This window comes from Algihabitans sp. (assembly GCF_965226985.1).
Taxonomy (GTDB): Bacteria; Pseudomonadota; Alphaproteobacteria; order Kiloniellales; family DSM-21159; genus Algihabitans.
In genome coordinates this window covers 23,858-39,984 of record NZ_OZ245712.1, presented here as the reverse complement: position 1 = coordinate 39,984, position 16,127 = coordinate 23,858, and the positions used below count along the sequence as shown (strand labels likewise).

Genomic DNA, 16,127 nt, shown 5'->3' with positions numbered 1-16,127 from the left:
ATCCGCTATTTCAAAGCTTCGCATGCGCGTTTGATGCGCTTGCAGGCCTCTTCCAACGCCTCGGTCGAGGTTGCGTAGGAGATGCGGAAATAGGGAGAAAGGCCGAAGGCCGCGCCCTGCACCACCGCGATACCCTCGCCCTCCAGCAGATAGGTCACGAAGTCCTCGTCCGACTCGATCTTCTTTCCCTCGGGCGTCGTCTTGCCGATCGCGCCGGCGCAGGAGGGATAGACGTAGAACGCACCCTCGGGCCTAGAGCAGCTCAAGCCTGGGCAGGTGTTGAGTGCATCGACCACCAGATCCCGCCGTTGCCTGAAGACGGCGTTGTTGTCGGGAATGAAATCCTGAGTACCGTTCAGCGCCTCGACCGCCGCCGCCTGACTCACCGACGAGGGGTTGCTGGTCGACTGCGACTGGATCTTGGCCATGGCTTTGATCAGGTTCACCGGGCCGCCGGCGAAGCCGATGCGCCAGCCGGTCATGGCGTAGGCTTTAGAGACACCGTTGACCGTGAGAGTCCGATCCAGAAGCTTCGGCTCGACCTGCGCCAAGGTGGCGAACTCAAAGCTGTCGTAGGTCAGCTTCTCGTACATATCGTCGGTCATCACGTAGACCTGCGGATGCCGCAGCAGAACCTCCGCAAGCGCCTTCAACTCATCCGCCGTATAGGCCGCCCCTGTCGGGTTGCTCGGACTGTTCAGGATCAGCCATTTGGTCTTTTTGGTGATCGCCTGCTCTAGATCGTCCGCCTGCAGCTTGAAGCCGGCGTTCTGCGAGCAGGGCACCACGACCGGTTCGCCCTCGGCCAATAGAACCATGTCCGGGTAGGAGACCCAGAAGGGCGCGGGGATGATCACCTCGTCGCCCGGGTCGAGCGTCGCCATCAGGGCGTTGTAGAGAACCTGTTTGCCGCCCGTGCCAACCGTAATCTGCTCCGGCGCATAGCTCAGATCGTTGTCGCGCTTGAACTTGTCGACAATCGCTTGCTTCAGCTCGGGCGTACCGTCAACGGCCGTATACTTCGTATCGCCGCGATCAATCGCGGCGACCGCGGCCCGCTTGACGTTCTCGGGCGTGTCGAAGTCCGGCTCGCCCGCACCGAGACCGATCACGTCGCGACCTGCGGCCTTCAATTCGCGTGCCTTCGTCGTAACGGCGATGGTCGGAGAGGGCTTGATGCGGGATAGGCGCTCGGCAAGCAGCGACATCGCGAAGATCCTCCGGAACTGGGTCCGCCAACCTGCGAACCGAGAAAAGCGAGCCGGAAGCTATCGGAGGGCGTAGAGGATGACAACCTTGCGAAGGCATGCGGTCTCGCCCGCGACCACTGCCAAGCGAGAGCCCCATCTTTGACTCATGACTCCTCAGGCGTGTCGAGGTCGGATTCTGTTCGCCTGTAGCGGAGGGTCACGATGGGACAATCGTCGAACGACAGCGCGACGATGCGTAACGGCTACCTTACCTTGCTGAGCTATGAGAGCCCGCGCAGGAGACGACGGCGGCGCACTCGGCAAGCCCTCACCTACACGGTCCTGCTGCTCGCCGCCGCCTTCGGAGCCCTACTGCTTCTGGCCGAACTGGCGCCACCCACCTGAAGCGCGACTGCACCTTGGAGTCCAGGCCGCACGGCGCGGTCAGTCGAGTTAGGCTGCGGCCTGCGCGGCTCCGATCGTCCGTTCGGATTCCAGGGTGACGGCAACGGCGTGAACGACCGCCGCGATCCGCAGGGCATCCTGAACGCCCTCCTTGGTCGCACCCTTGCTCAGCACCTCCCGCTCGTGGGCATCCAGGCACATCCCGCAGCCGTTGATCGCGGAAACCGCCAAGGAAATCAGCTCAAAATCGAGCTTGTCGATGCCCGGATTGGCAATGGCATTCATCCGGAGCCGCGCCGGCAGCTTCCCGTAGTCGGCGTTGGAGATCAGGTGGGTCGAACGATAATAGATGTTGTTCATCGCCATCAGCGCCGCTGCGGTGCGAGTGGCCGTTTGCGCCTCTGGAGACAGGCGCGTCGCCGCATCCTGGGCAATCGCCTCTAGCACCTCGGGATTGCGGCTGGCGATGGCACTTGCCAGCGCGATCCCCCAGACCTGCTGTTCGGTGAGGTTGTGCGGCTCCAGCACGTTGGAGAGATTGAGCTTGATATCCTTGGCGTAGGCGGGGATACGGCTTCTGAGACTGTCGACGGTCATTGGGAACCTCCTGGCGTTCGGAAACCCTGGCGTGTCTTGAAGAGGTGAGGCCTGGAGCAGGCGTGGTGGCGCAGCAGCCGGGCTCGATGCGAGAGCGCTCTCGGGGCCGGTCGCGAGAGTGCGACGGCCCCAAGAGCGGAAACGACCTCGCCGACTGGGCGGCCCGGTCCTACGCGACCTTCAGGACCTCTTCGCCCTTCTCCCAATTGCAGGGGCAGAGTTCGTCGGTCTGCAGTGCGTCCAGCACGCGCAGCGTCTCCTTGACGTTGCGGCCGACATTCAAGCCGTTGACGGCGACATGCTGGATGACGCCCTCGGGATCCACGACGAAGGTGGCACGGAGCGCCACGCCCTCGGTCCGGTCGAGAATGCCGAGCTGATCGGCCAGCTCGCGCTTGATGTCGGAGACCATCGGGAAGGGCAGCGCACGCAGGTCTTCATGGTCGCGCTTCCAGGCATGGTGGACGAACTCGTTGTCCGTCGACACGCCAAGCACCTGGGCATCGCGGTCGGCGAACTCTTCTGTCAGACGCCCGAATTCGGCGATTTCGGTCGGGCAGACGAAGGTGAAGTCCTTCGGCCAGTAGAAAACCACCAGCCACTGGCCGGGATAGCTCTTGTCGGTCACCTGCTCGAAGGCCTCGGAGGGAGCCTGCGGGGTGCCGGCCTTGACGGCGGTCAAATCGAAGCTGGGGAAGCTGTCGCCAACGGTGAGCATCAGGTCTTGTCTCCTTCTGGAAGATCTTGCGATGTCGCGCAGCCACACCGGCCGGCGGCCGAAGATGGTCAACCGTCGTCAGTACCAGTAATAGGTAAGAGATGGTTCCTGGAACGCATCCAATGCGCAACTGACACCGGAGAATAGTATTTTGCTGCAGTGCGTCAAGAGCCGGATTGCGGCCGACGGTGAGCCTTGCTGCGACGTTTCGAAGCGAGGGACGGAAGGACCCGGGGCCATGGCCGCGTCACGCCGTGCCGCCGCGACTCTACCTTTCGAAATGGCTCTTCAGGATCGACCCAGCGACAAACCCCGCAACGGCCGCGCCAAGGCCGATCGCCTCCGACCGGAAAACGATGTAGCCGAGTACGGACAGTAGCACGGCGCAAACTACGGGAAACCAGGACATCGGAGTTCAAGGCCCCAATCGCATGAGCAAGCCGGTCATCCGGATGCATCGACTCGAAGATATATCGTTTTAGAGCAGGCATCGTTCAAAAACGCTGTCTTGCGAGGCTTTTCGATAAGAGCGAATCAGCCCGGCAAGTTAGTCTTTGCTGACAATAGGCTTTCACAGCCTTCAGCTGTGGCCCGGCCTGGGAAAGGCCCGAACGCACTGGCCTGGGAAAGGCCCGAACGCAAAGGGCGAAACCATGTCGCTGAAGATCGTGCGACGCCTGCTGCCCGACTGGGGAGCGACTTACGGACCGCCTGGAGACGGGCCCTTTCCGGCAGTGCTGGTCCTGCACGGGTCGGAGGGCGCCTGGGCAGGCTGGAGTCATCGCAACGCTGTCATTCTGGCGGCTCACGGCTTCCTGGCCTTTCCGTTCGGCTACTCCGAGGGCGGCAATCCCTGGAATGCAGGCAGCATCCTGGACGTGCCGCTCGATCGGACCGTCGAAGCCTTGGCAGCGCTCGGGTCCTTCGCCGTAAGCGGAGCGGGCCTCGGCTTGTACGGCGTCTCGCGCGGCGCAGAGCATGCCTTACTGGTCGCCTCCCTGATGGCGCGCGACCGCTTGGACGGCTTGCCCGACGCCATTGCCGTCCACGCGCCGGCCGACGTCGTCTGCGGCGCCTTCCGGGCAGCTAAGTGGCGCGATCGCGGCGATCCGGGCTGGCAAGTCTGGGACCCGGCAGAGACGGCCTGGACCTGGCGCGGCAGCAGCGAAGCTCTGCGCCCGACGACCCCCATCGAGATCGAGCGCTACCCGGGCCCCCTGTTTCTCAGCCACGGCACGGACGACACGATGTGGAGCAGCGAGATGACCCGCCGTCTCGAACAGCGCCTGACGGCGGCGGGCCGTCATCCCGAGGTTCACTACTACGAAGGCCAGGACCACATGCCCGACGGTCCGACGGAGAACGAGCATCATGCTGCGGTCATCGAATTCTTCGCGAGACACTTGCGACGCTAGCAATCACCAAGGTCGAGCTAGAACCGGCTACATCAAAGTTCTGCATGCCCGGCCGTGCTGAGATGTCGAGCCGCCGCAACGCTGCAAAGGGAGCCAAATGGAACCGCGAATCAGCATAGTCACCCTCGGCGTGGCGGACCTACAGCGAAGCAGTGCTTTCTATGAAGCGCTCGGTTGGCAACCGGCCGCGAAGCAGTTCGAAGGCATCCGCTTCTTCCGCTGTGGCTGCATGGCCCTGGCGCTCTATCCCGGAGACAAGCTGGCTGAAGATGCAGGACTGCCTGCGACGGCCTACGCCCCCGAGCAGACCTTCAGCGGAGTCACCCTGGCGCACAACACCCGCAGCCGCGAAGCCGTCGACGATGTTTTGGCCGAGGCGAAGTCGGCCGGTGCCGAGGTCGTCAAACCGGCAGCCGAGGCATTCTGGGGCGGCTACTCGGGCTACTTTCGCGACCTTGACGGGCATCTATGGGAGGTGGCGTGGAACCCGCACGCGCCGCTGGACGAGAACGGCACACCGCAGCTACCCGATTGACGCGGTCGCTCCACCTCGCCCGTTCGCGAAGCGACGACGTCAGCCAGACCCCGTTTCCGCCAACGCTGCCTGCTGGCTTGCGGTAAAGCCAATGATCACGCGACCATCCGGCAGCTCGAAAACCGGCCGCTTGATCAGGGCCGGGTGATCGGCCAGCAAAGCGGCAGCGGTCTTGGCCGTGACGCCGGACCGCACCTCCTCCGGCAACTGCCGCCACGTGGTGCCGCGGCGGTTCAGAACCGTCTCCCAACCGAGCGCGGTCAACCAAGCCTCCAGCCGCGACTGCGGCAGGCCGTCGGCGCGCAGGTCGTGAAAGCGGTGAGCAAGGCCCCGATCCGACAGCCAGCTCCGGGCCTTGCGGCAGCTATCGCAGTTTTTCAGGCCGTAGACGACGATCATACGAGGAGGATCTCCAAGATTTCAAAGCTCGGCGCACCTTGGCCGCTCGACCTCGGAGTCGCCAAGATCGCGCTCACCAGCCAATGGAAACGGCGTGCAGCTTTGGCTGCCGTTTCATGTTGCACCGCAACATTCAATCCCCTATCAAGACCTAATAACAGCAATCCACTGACCTTTTCAGCGGCTGCAGATTTCCGTCTGCGGTCGACGGCTGAAGCCCGGCTCGTCCAGATCCGGGCCAATGCTGCCTGTGCCGCCTTTCGACCGACCCGGGATAGATCATGAATTCGCTACTGGCCTACCGTGACCAATGGATCGGAAACCTGCGCGGCGACATCCTGGCCGGCCTCGTCGTGGCACTCGCCTTGATCCCCGAGGCCATCGCCTTCTCGATCATCGCCGGCGTCGACCCCAAGGTCGGCCTCTATGCTTCCTTTTCCATCGCCGTGATCGTCGCCATCACTGGCGGCCGACCCGGAATGATCTCGGCCGCGACCGCCGCGACCGCCGTGCTGATGGTGACGTTGGTCAAGGACCACGGCCTGCAATACCTGTTGGCCGCAACGGTTCTGGCCGGACTGCTGCAGATCGCGGCCGGACTGCTGCGCCTGGGCGCGCTGATGCGTTTCGTCTCGCGCTCGGTCATCACCGGCTTCGTCAACGCCTTGGCGATCCTGATCTTCATGGCGCAGCTGCCCGAATTGATCGGGGTTCCCTGGCTGACCTATGCGATGGTCGCCGCCGGTCTGGCCATCATCTACCTCTTCCCGCGCCTGACGAAGGCAGTCCCCTCGCCGTTGATCTGCATCCTCGTGCTGACCAGCGCGGCCCTTCTGCTGGATCTGGACCTGCGCACCGTCGGCGACATGGGCGAGTTGCCCTCGACCTTGCCGGTCTTCCTGCTGCCCGACATCCCGCTGACGCTGGAGACCCTGCTGATCATCCTGCCCTATTCGGCGGCAGTGGCCGCCGTGGGTCTGCTGGAGTCGCTGATGACGGCAACCATCGTGGACGATCTGACCGATACGCCAAGCGACCGCAACCGCGAGTGCGTCGGCCAGGGTCTGGCCAACACGGCGACCGGCTTCATCGGCGGCATGGCCGGCTGCGCGATGATCGGCCAGTCGATCATCAACGTGAAGTCAGGCGGACGCGGTCGACTCTCCACCTTCTGCGCCGGCATCTTCCTGCTCTTCATGATCGTGGTCCTGGGCGACTGGGTGAAACAGATTCCCATGGCGGCGCTGGTCGCCATCATGATCATGGTCTCCATCGGCACCTTCAGCTGGTCGTCGGTCCGCAACCTGAGGGACCACCCCCGAAGCTCCTCCATCGTCATGCTCTCGACCGTCGTCTGCGTGGTGGTGACCCACAATCTGGCCATCGGCGTGCTGGTCGGCGTGCTGCTGTCCGGCATCTTCTTCGCCTGGAAGATCGCCCAGATCTTCCGAGTGACCTCGACCCTCTCGGCCGACGGAAAGGTGCGGACCTACCTGGTCGAGGGGCAGGTCTTCTTCGCGTCGGCCGAAGCCTTCGGCAAGGCTTTCGACCTGCGTGAGGCGCTGGACAAGGTGATTATCGATGTCAGCCGGGCCCACATCTGGGATATCTCCAGCGTGGCGGCCCTGGATATGATCGTGGTGAAGTTCCGGCGAGAGGGGACGGACGTGGAAATCGTCGGGATCAACGAGGCCAGCGAGACCATCGTCGACAAGCTGGCGATCCACGACAAGCCGGACGCCTTCGACCGGCTGATGGGGCACTGAGGAGACCGCCCATGACCGAACGCCACGACACCAGACTGATGGCCCTCGTCGACGCCTCCGTCTACGCCCGCAGCCTGTGCGACCATGCGGCCTGGATCGCCAAACGGACCGACGCGGCGGTGGAGGTTCTGCACGTTCTGGGACGGCGCGAGACGGCGGCGACGCCGATTGATCTCAGCGGCAACATCGCACTGGGCGCGCGCTCCGCGCTGCTGGAGGAGTTGAGCGAACTGGACGAGCAGACGGCCAGGCTGGCGCGCAAGCGCGGTCAGGCAATTCTGGACGACGCCCAGATGATCCTGGAGAAGGCCGGCGTGACCGCCGTACAGGCTCGGCTGAAACTGGGCGACCTCATCGAGACGGTGATCGAGAGCGAAGCCCAGGCCGATCTGGTGATGATCGGCAAACGCGGCGAAGCTGCCAACTTCGCCAAGCTGCACCTCGGCTCGAACCTCGAACGCATCGTCCGCTCTTGCCACAAGCCCGTCTTCGTCGCCTCGCGCGCCTTCCGGCCGATCGAGCGCTTCCTGATCGCCTACGACGGCGGCGCCAGCAGCATGAAGGCGGTCGACCACGTCGCCCGCAGCCGCCTGTTCGCCGGCCTGCAGTGCCGACTGTTGGCAGTCGGGGCTGAAACGGCGGAGACCCGCAAGGGATTGGAGGACGCCGAAGCGCTGCTGAAGGCCGGCGGTTACAGCGTGCAGGCCGACATCCTGCCCGGCCAGCCCGAAACGGCAATCTCCGAAGCGGTCGAGGCCGAGGGGATCGATCTGCTCGTCATGGGCGCTTACGGACACTCCCGCATGCGTAGCCTCTTCATCGGCTCGACCACCACGGCGATGCTGCGTCTCTGCAAGGTGCCGGTGATGCTGTTTCGCTGACGGATCCCGTCACGCGAGGGATCACGAAAAAATCCGTCGCTGCCCTCGCCAGCCTAGGGGGCAACGCTCTACATTAGGGCCATGCCCGAGAACGCCTACCAAGAATTCCTGAGCGAGCTGGCCGTGGCGCGCGACCAGACCTCCGACGAGTCGCCGCCACTGGCCGTCGCCTCCGAGTTCGAGCCCGCCGGCGATCAGCCGCAGGCGATCATGGAGCTGACGCAGACCCTGCAAGAAGGCGAGCGCGACCAGGTGCTGCTGGGCGTCACGGGATCGGGCAAGACCTTCACCATGGCCCATGTGATCCAGGCGCTGCAGCGGCCGACCCTGATCCTGGCGCCGAACAAGACGTTGGCGGCGCAGCTTTACGCCGAGATGACCTCGTTCTTTCCCGAGAACGCGGTGGAGTACTTCGTCTCCTACTACGACTACTACCAGCCGGAAGCCTACGTTCCGCGCAGCGACACCTACGTGGAAAAGGAATCCTCGATCAACGAGCAGATCGACCGGATGCGCCACTCCGCCACGCGCGCCCTCTTCGAGCGACGTGACGTGGTGATCGTGGCCTCGGTCTCCTGCATCTACGGTATCGGCGCGCCGGAAACCTACGCGCGCATGACCCGCATCCTGCGCAGCGGCGAGACGCTGGACCGCAAGCAGCTTCTGCGCGACCTGACCGAGCTGCAGTACAAGCGCAACGACGGCAACTTCCATCGCGGCACCTTCCGGGTGCGCGGCGACTCGGTCGAAATCTTCCCAGCCCACTACGAGGATCGGGCCTGGCGCCTCAGCCTGTTCGGCGATGAGGTCGAATCGATCCACGAGTTCGATCCGCTGACCGGCGAGAAGACCCAGTCCCTGGAAGCGGTCAAGGTCTACGCCAACAGCCATTACGTCACGCCACGGCCGACGCTGGTTCAGGCGATCCAGCAGATCAAAGAGGATCTGAAGATCCGCCTGGAGGAGTTCGTCGCCGCCGGCAAACTGCTGGAGGCCGAACGGCTACAGCAGCGCACCACCTTCGATCTAGAGATGATGGAGGCGACCGGTTCCTGCGCCGGCATCGAGAACTACTCGCGCTATCTCTCCGGCCGCAATCCGGGCGAGCCGCCGCCGACGCTGTTTGAATACCTGCCCGACGACGCCCTGCTGTTCGTGGACGAGAGCCACGTTACGGTCGGCCAGCTCAACGGCATGTACCGGGGCGACTATGCGCGCAAATCGACCCTGTCGGAATACGGCTTCCGTCTACCCTCTTGCATCGACAACCGCCCGCTGAAGTTCGAGGAGTGGGACGCCATGCGTCCCCCCTCCGTCTATGTCTCCGCCACGCCGGGCCGCTGGGAGATGGAGCGCACGGGCGGCGTCTTCGTCGAACAGGTGATCCGCCCCACCGGCCTGATCGATCCGGTCTGCCTGATCCGCCCGACCGAAAACCAAGTCGACGACCTGATCGCCGAATGCCGCGACACTGTCGCCCGCAACATGCGGGTGCTGGTGACCACCCTGACCAAGCGCATGGCCGAGCAGCTGACGGAGTACCTGCACGAGTCCGGCCTGAAGGTGCGCTACATCCACTCGGACGTCGATACCCTGGAGCGGATCGAGATTATCCGCGACCTGCGGCTCGGCGTCTTCGACGTGCTGGTCGGCATCAACCTTCTGCGCGAGGGCCTGGACATCCCAGAATGCGGGCTGGTCACCATTCTGGACGCCGACAAGGAAGGCTATCTGCGCTCCACCACCTCGCTGATCCAGACCATCGGACGCGCAGCGCGCAACGTCGACGGACGGGTCATCCTCTATGCCGACAAGATGACGGACAGCCTGAAGGCCGCGATCGAGGAGACCGAACGGCGGCGCGAGAAGCAGCAGGCCTACAACGCTGAACACGGCATCACGCCGGCCACGGTCAAGAAGCAGATCTCCGACATCCTGCAATCGGTCTACGAGCGCGACCACGTCACCGTCGGCACCGGCCAGGAAGAGGGCCTGCTGGTCGGCAAGGACCTGAAGACGCACATCGCCGAGTTGGAAAAGCGCATGAAGGAAGCGGCCGCCAACCTGGAATTCGAGGAAGCGGCGAGCCTGCGCGACGAGATCATGCGCCTGGAGAACGCCGATCTGGAGATTCCGCACCGGGCGGTCTGGGATGGCACGGGCGATATCGGCGCGGGCTACAATCGCGGCAATGGAGGCCGCAAGAAGCGTGGCAAGTCGGGAGGACGGCGCGAACCCATGAAGACCGACCCGGACTCCTTCGCCGCCGCCCTGATGCGCTCGGACGCCCACGCCAAAAGCAAGAGCCCCAAGGCCCGGCGCGGTCGGGGGCGATAAAGCAACGGCGGCCACCTTTTAGAACAGCCCCACCACGGCGCCGGTGGAGAGCGTTGCGAGGGTTCCCGAGACGATGGATTTCAGGCCGAGGCCGGCGATCTCGGTGCGGCGCTCCGGTGCCAGAGCGGCCAGCCCGGCGATCATGATCCCGAGACTGCCGAAGTTTGCGAAGCCGCAGAGGGCGTAGGTCATGATCAGGCGGCTGCGCTCGGACAGGGCCTCCTCCGGCAGCTTGGCCAGCTCCAGGTAGGCGACCAGCTCGTTGAGTGCGGTCTTCAGGCCCATCAGCCGCCCAGCTTCGACCGCCTCCTCCCAGGGAATGCCGATCAGCCAGACCAAAGGGCTGAAAACCCAGCCGAAGACCCTGCCTAGGGACAGCGGCGCACTGGCTACGTCGGGCAGCAGACCCAGGGCGGCATCGACCAGATGCACCAGGCCGATCATCACCAACAGCATCGCCAGAATGCTGAGGAAGATCTTCAGGCCGCTCTGGGTGCCGCGCACGACGGCGTCCATGCTGCTGTTCGCGTCGGAGATCACCTCGATCCGGCCGGGGGTCGGCGGCCCCTCGCGCGGCACCATGACGGCGGCGATGGCAAGCGCCGCCGGCGCGCTGATCAGCGAGGCCGTGACCAAGTGCCCGGCCGCGTTGGGCAATACCGGACCGAGAATTGCGACATAGAGCGCAAGCACCGTGCCGGCGATGGTCGCCATGCCGGCGGTCATGACCATGAACAGCTCGCCGCGGTCCAGCCGCTCCAGATAGCCGCGGGCGAAGAGCGGCGCCTCCACCATGCCGAAGAAGACGTTGGCGGAGGCGATGAAGCCGACCGGACCGCCGACCCCGAGGCTACGTTCCAGCAGAAGCGCGAAACCGCGCACGACCCGCTGCATCAGCCCCCAGTAGAGCAGCAGCGCCGCCAGGGCACTGACCAGAATGACCAGCGGCAGGCCGCGGAAGGCGAGAATGTAGGCCGCCCCCGGATAGGGTTCCTCGAAGGGCAGCACAGCGCCGCCCAGATAACCGAAGACCAGACTCGTCCCGGCCTCGGTCGCGGCCTGCAGCGCCAGGATAGCGTCGTTCACCAGCAGCAGCGCCGCCTTCACCCAGGGGACGTAGAGCAGCAGGCCGGCGAGGGCGATCTGCAGGCCGATGGCTATCAGCGCCGCCGAGGGCCGCGCTGCCCGCCGGTTCTCGCTGAGCAGCCAGGCCAGGGCAAAGATGACGAAAATGCCGAACAGCGCCTGCACGCGTTCCATGCCGGCCGACGTCCCCCACCCTGTTTCAGCCGCCCCCCGGCGGCTCCGGCAGATCGCGCCCATCGAACATCGCGCACGATTCCGCCGGTCGCAGCAACTCTGCTGCAGATATGCCACCTTGCGCCAGAGTCGATACAACCCGCCTACTCTGGGCAACAGGCTGAGTAGCCCCGATGCAGCCGCTCAGAACGGCAGCGCTTCCCGCGCTTCCGCAGGCACATCGACGCTCTGTCCCTCCGCGATCTCGCCGTCGTCCAGGACCTCGCAGTAGACCCCCATATCGCGGTGGCCGTAGCCGCGCTGAAGGCTGAGCGGGATGTTGAGGTCGCGCTCGGCGGTGTTGGGATCGACGTTGGTGGCCGCGCAGCGTTCGATGGCTGCAGCCACCTTGAGGCGGAGACCGCTCGGGCCCAGCGCGATACCGCGACCGATCCAGCCGAACTCGACCCAGGGCGGCAGACCCTCAAGCCACACGTTGGCCCGAAAACGGCGCGGATCCAGCTTGGCGCGAACCACCCGTTCCAGATCGCGGACGCTGGCGAGATTGAGGAGCGAAATCTGGCGCTCAGGGAGATCGGTGAAGGCGTGCCCCTCCGCTGTCACGAGTTTCGGCACGCCGCGCCCGGTCTCCCCTAAAAAGGTCGCCAGGAACTGAGACAGGACCAGCCGACCGGTCGAGTCGTTCGCCTTTCCGCGCACCACCTGCTTGCCCTTGCGGGTGAGCGTCAGGTGACCGCTCTCCGCCTCGAAGCTCAGGCCAAGCTGCGCCAGCTTCTCGTCGCGTTTGAGCTGAAAGAAATTACTGGGCTTCAGATATTCCGGCGCGCCGGGGTCGAAGCGGGTCGAGCCATGGGCCAGCGCGAAACGACGGTCGTGCGGCAGCAGTTGACCCGCCGTCAGCGGCACGCTGGTCAGGCGCTCGCCGGCAAGTCCCTTTACAGGGTAGCGCCAGATGGCGGCGATTTCAGCCAAGATCAGGCTCCTCCAGCCTTGTCGGCCTCCGGTCCGCGTCTTGCGGCGGCTTCGATCCGGTCGGCATCTCCTGCGGAACTCTATTTCAATCAGATGAAATCAAGCCTCTCTCGCTGCGTCCGAGTCAACCGCTCTGTTGCGATGCAGCAAAGCCACAGAATGGTCCAAGTTGGATAATTTTCACCCTGCAAATGATAATGAGTTGCAATATCAGATCTAACCTCCTAGATTTGCGTTGCTTCACGCGACGGGCCCGATCCGGCAGACGCCGGCTTCGTCCTTGACCGTGGGCATCGATCTCTCCTGACACTTCACGGGATATTCCCGACCCCGCCGCGCCAGTCGCGGCGGGGTTTTCTTCTTCCGGCGCCCCGGCGGAGCCGGATCGTGTCGACTCCGGAGCCTGCGCGTGCCGAACACCTGATGGCGCGTGGGGCAAGTCCGATGGGACAGGTCCCCACCGCCCTATGGGCTGGCTTGGCAATCCGGTCTAGACTGCCGTCATGCTGACGATTGGACCGATCAACGACCTGCCGGGCGTTCGCCACGCCTTCTTTTCGCGCGAAGGGGGCGTGTCACAGGGCATCTACGCCTCGCTCAACTGCGGCCCCGGCTCCAATGACGATCCGGCCGCCGTACGGGAAAACCGACGGCGAGCCATGGCCCAACTGGAGCTACCCGGCGACGCGCTGGCGACACTTCACCAGATCCATTCCGCCGACGTCGTCGAGGTGACCGAAGCTTGGGAGACCGGCCAGGGCCCACGTGCCGACGGTATGGTGACGAAGCGCACAGGGGTGGCTCTGGGCGTTTTGGCGGCCGACTGCGCCCCCGTGCTGCTGGCCGACGCGCAGGCCGGCGTCGTTGGCGCTTGCCATGCCGGCTGGAAAGGCGCCGTCGGCGGCGTGCTGGAGGCCACCGTCGCCGCAATGCAACGCCTGGGTGCGAAGGCGGACGACATCGTTGCCAGCATCGGCCCCTGTATCGCCCAACGCTCCTACGAGGTCGGTGCCGACTTTTCCGCCCCCTTCCTGGAGCAGGATGCGGACAACGCCAAGTTCTTCATCCCCTCGGCCAGAACCGCGGACAAGCTGCACTTCGACCTGAAAGGCTATGCAGCCCGCCGCCTCAAACTGGCGGCGGTCGGCAACGTTCAGGTCCTGCCCTGCGACACCTGCGGCGAACCCCAGCGATTTTTCAGCTACCGGCGCGCCACCAAGGCCGGGGAACCGGACTACGGTCGGCTCTTGTCCGTCATCCATCTCGAGGACTAGGTTCCGGCCTGTTCTTAAAGTTCTGCCCGAACTCATGTCGGTAGATCGCCTCCGTCGCGGCGCGTGAGCCCGTCCCACCCAGAATCGCGACCGCCCTTGCCTTAGGATCCGAACATGCCGTTGCACTTCGACGCAAAAGAGTTTGCCGAACGCCGGGCGCGTAGCTGTGGCGCCTTGGCGGAGCAAGGCCTCGACGGCCTGCTGATCTTCCGCCAGGAGTCGATGTACTACCTGACCGGCTACGACACCTTCGGGTACGTTTTCTTTCAATGCCTGCTTCTGGAAGCGGACGGCCGGACCACGCTCCTGACCCGCGCGCCCGACCTGCGGCAGGCGCAGCAGACCAGCGATATCTCCGACATCCGCATCTGGGTCGACCTGCCGGACGCGAACCCCGCTGAAATCTTGCGCGAGATCCTGGACGAGCGCGGCCTGAAGGGCGCCAAGCTCGGCGTGGAATACGAGGCCTATGGGCTGACGGCTGCCAACGGACGGCGACTGGAGGAGGCCCTTGCAGGCTTCGCCAGCCTGACCGATGCCTCTCTGCTGGTCAGCCGCCTGCGCCTGGTGAAGTCGCCGGCAGAGATCGCCTATCTGCGTCGCGCCGGCGAACTGGCAGACGCAGCCCTGATCGCGGCCGAGAGCCTCGCCAAGCCGGGTGGCTACGAAGGCGACATTCTGGCCGAGATGCAGGGCGCGATCTACAGAGGCGGCGGCGACGATCCGGCGAACGAATTCATCATCGGCTCGGGTCCTCAGGCCCTGCTCTGCCGCTACCACACGGGCAGACGGCACCTGGAGGCGAACGACCAGCTCACCCTGGAGTGGGCGGGCGTCTATCGGCACTACCACGCGGCGATGATGCGGACGCTGACGATCGGTGACCGTCCCGACAAGCAGCGCGAGATGCACGCCGCCGCCAAGGACGCGTTGCTCGCGGTCGAAGACAAACTGCGACCGGGCAATACCGTTGGGGAAGCCTTCGACGCTCACGCCGCTACACTCGACAAAGCAGGGTACCGGGAAGCCCGCATGAATGCCTGCGGCTACTCTATGGGAACCACCTTCGCGCCCAACTGGATGGACTGGCCGATGCTCTATCACGGCAACCCAGTGGTTCTGCGCCCAGGCATGGTCTTTTTCGTCCATATCATTATCTTCGACAGTGAGGCCGGACTGGCGATGACCCTGGGCCGCAGCTCGCTGATCGGCGAAACGGCGTCCGAGACCCTGTCGCAGGCATCGCTCGACCTCGATTTGCAGTAGACTCTGACGTCACCAGATACTTTGGCGTCACCCGGAGCAGCCCTCGCAGCGAGGCCAGACGCGACGTGCCCCACATCATCCTCTTCGCCGCCTTTCTCATGCTCGGGATGCTCGCCACCTGCGTAATGCTCTGACGATGCGACCCTCGCCGACCCGCTTGCGGGGCCCACTGCTGTGCCTGCTGCTGGCATTGGCCTCGACGGCATTGCTGCCGGCTTGCGGACAGCTACCACGGCCGTTTCAACCCGAAGGCAAGGCGGTCGACCTCAAGGCCTTGGCTGCGCGCCAGACGCTCTACGTCCTGCCGGCCAGCGGCATCGGGTCGAGCGGCGGCGCTTTCGCGGAGGCGCTGGCCAACGCCCTTGAGGCACAGGGACTGCGAGCGACAACCAGCGGCGATCCGGGCAACCGGGTGGTCGTCACGCGGGCACGGCTGGATCCGGCGGGCCAGCAGGCGGAGCTGGCCCTGGTCGCGGAGGTGAGCGAGCCGGACGGAACGCCGCTCGCCAGCAGTGCGGGCGCACGGCAAGTTCCGGCCGCCGCCTGGGACGCAAGCCCTCGCGAGGTACTGACCTCCCTGGCCAACGGGGTCGCGGCCGATCTGGCCTATCAACTTGCGCCCGCCCCGATCGAGCAGGTCGCCTTGCCCGGCTTCCCCGGCGCACGGGTCGTGGTCCTGCCCATCTCTGGCGCCCCCGGCGACGGAGCGGACAGCTTGCCGACCGCGCTTCGCGCCGAGTTGGAGGACCGCGACGTACCGCTGGCGCGCGACCCGGAACCGCAAGACTTGCTGGTGGCCGGGCGCGTCGAGGTGCAGCCCGACGGGCCCGGCGCCGAACGCGCGACCATTACCTGGCGATTGCTGGAATCGTCAGCCGGAGACGCCGCCGGCGCTGGAGACAGCGCTGCGACCGATGAGGGGACCGGACGCGAGATCGGGCGGGTGGCCCAAAGCAACCGCATTCCGGCCGGGCAGCTGGACGGCCGCTGGGGTCAGATCGCGCGTCAGGTGGCCGACTACGCGGCGGACGGCCTGCTGGACCTGATCGAGCAAGCCGCCTCGGAACCGCGCTGAAAAGGGTACGCGAAGGCGTTTCAAGGGCTTGCCCGCG

The 16,127-nt window shown here is 65.1% G+C and carries 15 protein-coding genes; 9 read left to right on the top strand and 6 right to left on the bottom strand.

From position 1 onward, the window contains the following. Positions 1-5: 5 nt before the first annotated feature. Positions 6-1,208 (bottom strand): aspartate transaminase, encoded by a 1,203-nt coding sequence (locus ACO054_RS00170; protein WP_421708420.1) that lies wholly within the window; start codon positions 1,206-1,208, stop codon positions 6-8. Between the two features lie 204 nt (positions 1,209-1,412). Between ACO054_RS00170 and ACO054_RS00165 the strand changes: the two genes are divergently transcribed. Then, positions 1,413-1,595 (top strand): hypothetical protein, encoded by a 183-nt coding sequence (locus ACO054_RS00165; RefSeq protein ID WP_421708419.1) that lies wholly within the window; start codon positions 1,413-1,415, stop codon positions 1,593-1,595. Positions 1,596-1,643: 48 nt separating this feature from the next. Here the strand turns inward: ACO054_RS00165 and ACO054_RS00160 are convergent, their stop codons facing one another. Both ACO054_RS00160 and ACO054_RS00155 read right to left on the bottom strand, forming a co-directional pair. Then, entirely contained in the window at positions 1,644-2,192 is a 549-nt protein-coding gene (locus ACO054_RS00160) for a carboxymuconolactone decarboxylase family protein (protein WP_421708418.1), read from the bottom strand. A gap of 169 nt (positions 2,193-2,361) precedes the next feature. Continuing rightward, positions 2,362-2,910: a peroxiredoxin gene (locus ACO054_RS00155; protein ID WP_421708417.1), complete on the bottom strand. Its 549-nt coding sequence runs from the start codon at positions 2,908-2,910 to the stop codon at positions 2,362-2,364. A gap of 653 nt (positions 2,911-3,563) precedes the next feature. On the opposite strand from ACO054_RS00155, the gene ACO054_RS00150 reads away from it, so the two are divergent. After that, positions 3,564-4,325 carry an alpha/beta hydrolase family protein gene (locus ACO054_RS00150; RefSeq protein WP_421708416.1) on the top strand — a complete coding sequence of 254 codons (762 nt, stop codon included), beginning with the start codon at positions 3,564-3,566 and terminating at the stop codon, positions 4,323-4,325. A 97-nt stretch (positions 4,326-4,422) separates the two neighbouring features. Continuing rightward, entirely contained in the window at positions 4,423-4,860 is a 438-nt protein-coding gene (locus tag ACO054_RS00145; RefSeq protein WP_421708415.1) for a VOC family protein, read from the top strand. A 39-nt stretch (positions 4,861-4,899) separates the two neighbouring features. Here ACO054_RS00145 and ACO054_RS00140 read toward each other — a convergent pair whose 3' ends face one another. Next, positions 4,900-5,259 carry an ArsC family reductase gene (locus tag ACO054_RS00140; RefSeq protein WP_421708414.1) on the bottom strand — a complete coding sequence of 120 codons (360 nt, stop codon included), beginning with the start codon at positions 5,257-5,259 and terminating at the stop codon, positions 4,900-4,902. A gap of 281 nt (positions 5,260-5,540) precedes the next feature. Here ACO054_RS00140 and ACO054_RS00135 point away from each other — a divergent pair, with 281 nt between their 5' ends. The 3 genes from ACO054_RS00135 to uvrB all read left to right on the top strand — a co-directional run bounded on the left by ACO054_RS00135 (position 5,541) and on the right by uvrB (position 10,243). Beyond that, positions 5,541-7,025 carry a SulP family inorganic anion transporter gene (locus ACO054_RS00135; protein WP_421708413.1) on the top strand — a complete coding sequence of 495 codons (1,485 nt, stop codon included), beginning with the start codon at positions 5,541-5,543 and terminating at the stop codon, positions 7,023-7,025. A gap of 11 nt (positions 7,026-7,036) precedes the next feature. After that, on the top strand, positions 7,037-7,906 hold the full coding sequence (locus ACO054_RS00130; protein ID WP_421708412.1) for a universal stress protein: 870 nt from the start codon (positions 7,037-7,039) through the stop codon (positions 7,904-7,906). Between the two features lie 210 nt (positions 7,907-8,116). Continuing rightward, positions 8,117-10,243, top strand: a complete 2,127-nt coding sequence (uvrB, locus tag ACO054_RS00125; protein ID WP_421710398.1) for an excinuclease ABC subunit UvrB — start codon at positions 8,117-8,119, stop codon at positions 10,241-10,243. An 18-nt stretch (positions 10,244-10,261) separates the two neighbouring features. On the opposite strand, the gene ACO054_RS00120 is transcribed toward uvrB, so the two are convergent. Beyond that, entirely contained in the window at positions 10,262-11,503 is a 1,242-nt protein-coding gene (locus tag ACO054_RS00120; RefSeq protein ID WP_421708411.1) for a NupC/NupG family nucleoside CNT transporter, read from the bottom strand. 183 nt (positions 11,504-11,686) lie between these two features. Beyond that, a complete protein-coding gene (locus ACO054_RS00115) occupies positions 11,687-12,475 on the bottom strand; it encodes an MOSC domain-containing protein (RefSeq protein WP_421708410.1) in 789 nt (262 codons plus the stop codon). Positions 12,476-12,978: 503 nt separating this feature from the next. On the opposite strand from ACO054_RS00115, the gene pgeF reads away from it, so the two are divergent. From pgeF to ACO054_RS00100, 3 genes are all read left to right on the top strand, one after another. Next, positions 12,979-13,749 (top strand): peptidoglycan editing factor PgeF, encoded by a 771-nt coding sequence (gene pgeF / locus ACO054_RS00110; RefSeq protein WP_421708409.1) that lies wholly within the window; start codon positions 12,979-12,981, stop codon positions 13,747-13,749. A 114-nt stretch (positions 13,750-13,863) separates the two neighbouring features. Then, complete coding sequence (locus tag ACO054_RS00105; RefSeq protein ID WP_421708408.1) at positions 13,864-15,015, top strand: M24 family metallopeptidase; 1,152 nt, start codon at positions 13,864-13,866, stop codon at positions 15,013-15,015. Positions 15,016-15,151: 136 nt separating this feature from the next. Continuing rightward, positions 15,152-16,090 carry a hypothetical protein gene (locus ACO054_RS00100; RefSeq protein WP_421708407.1) on the top strand — a complete coding sequence of 313 codons (939 nt, stop codon included), beginning with the start codon at positions 15,152-15,154 and terminating at the stop codon, positions 16,088-16,090. Positions 16,091-16,127 lie beyond the last annotated feature (37 nt).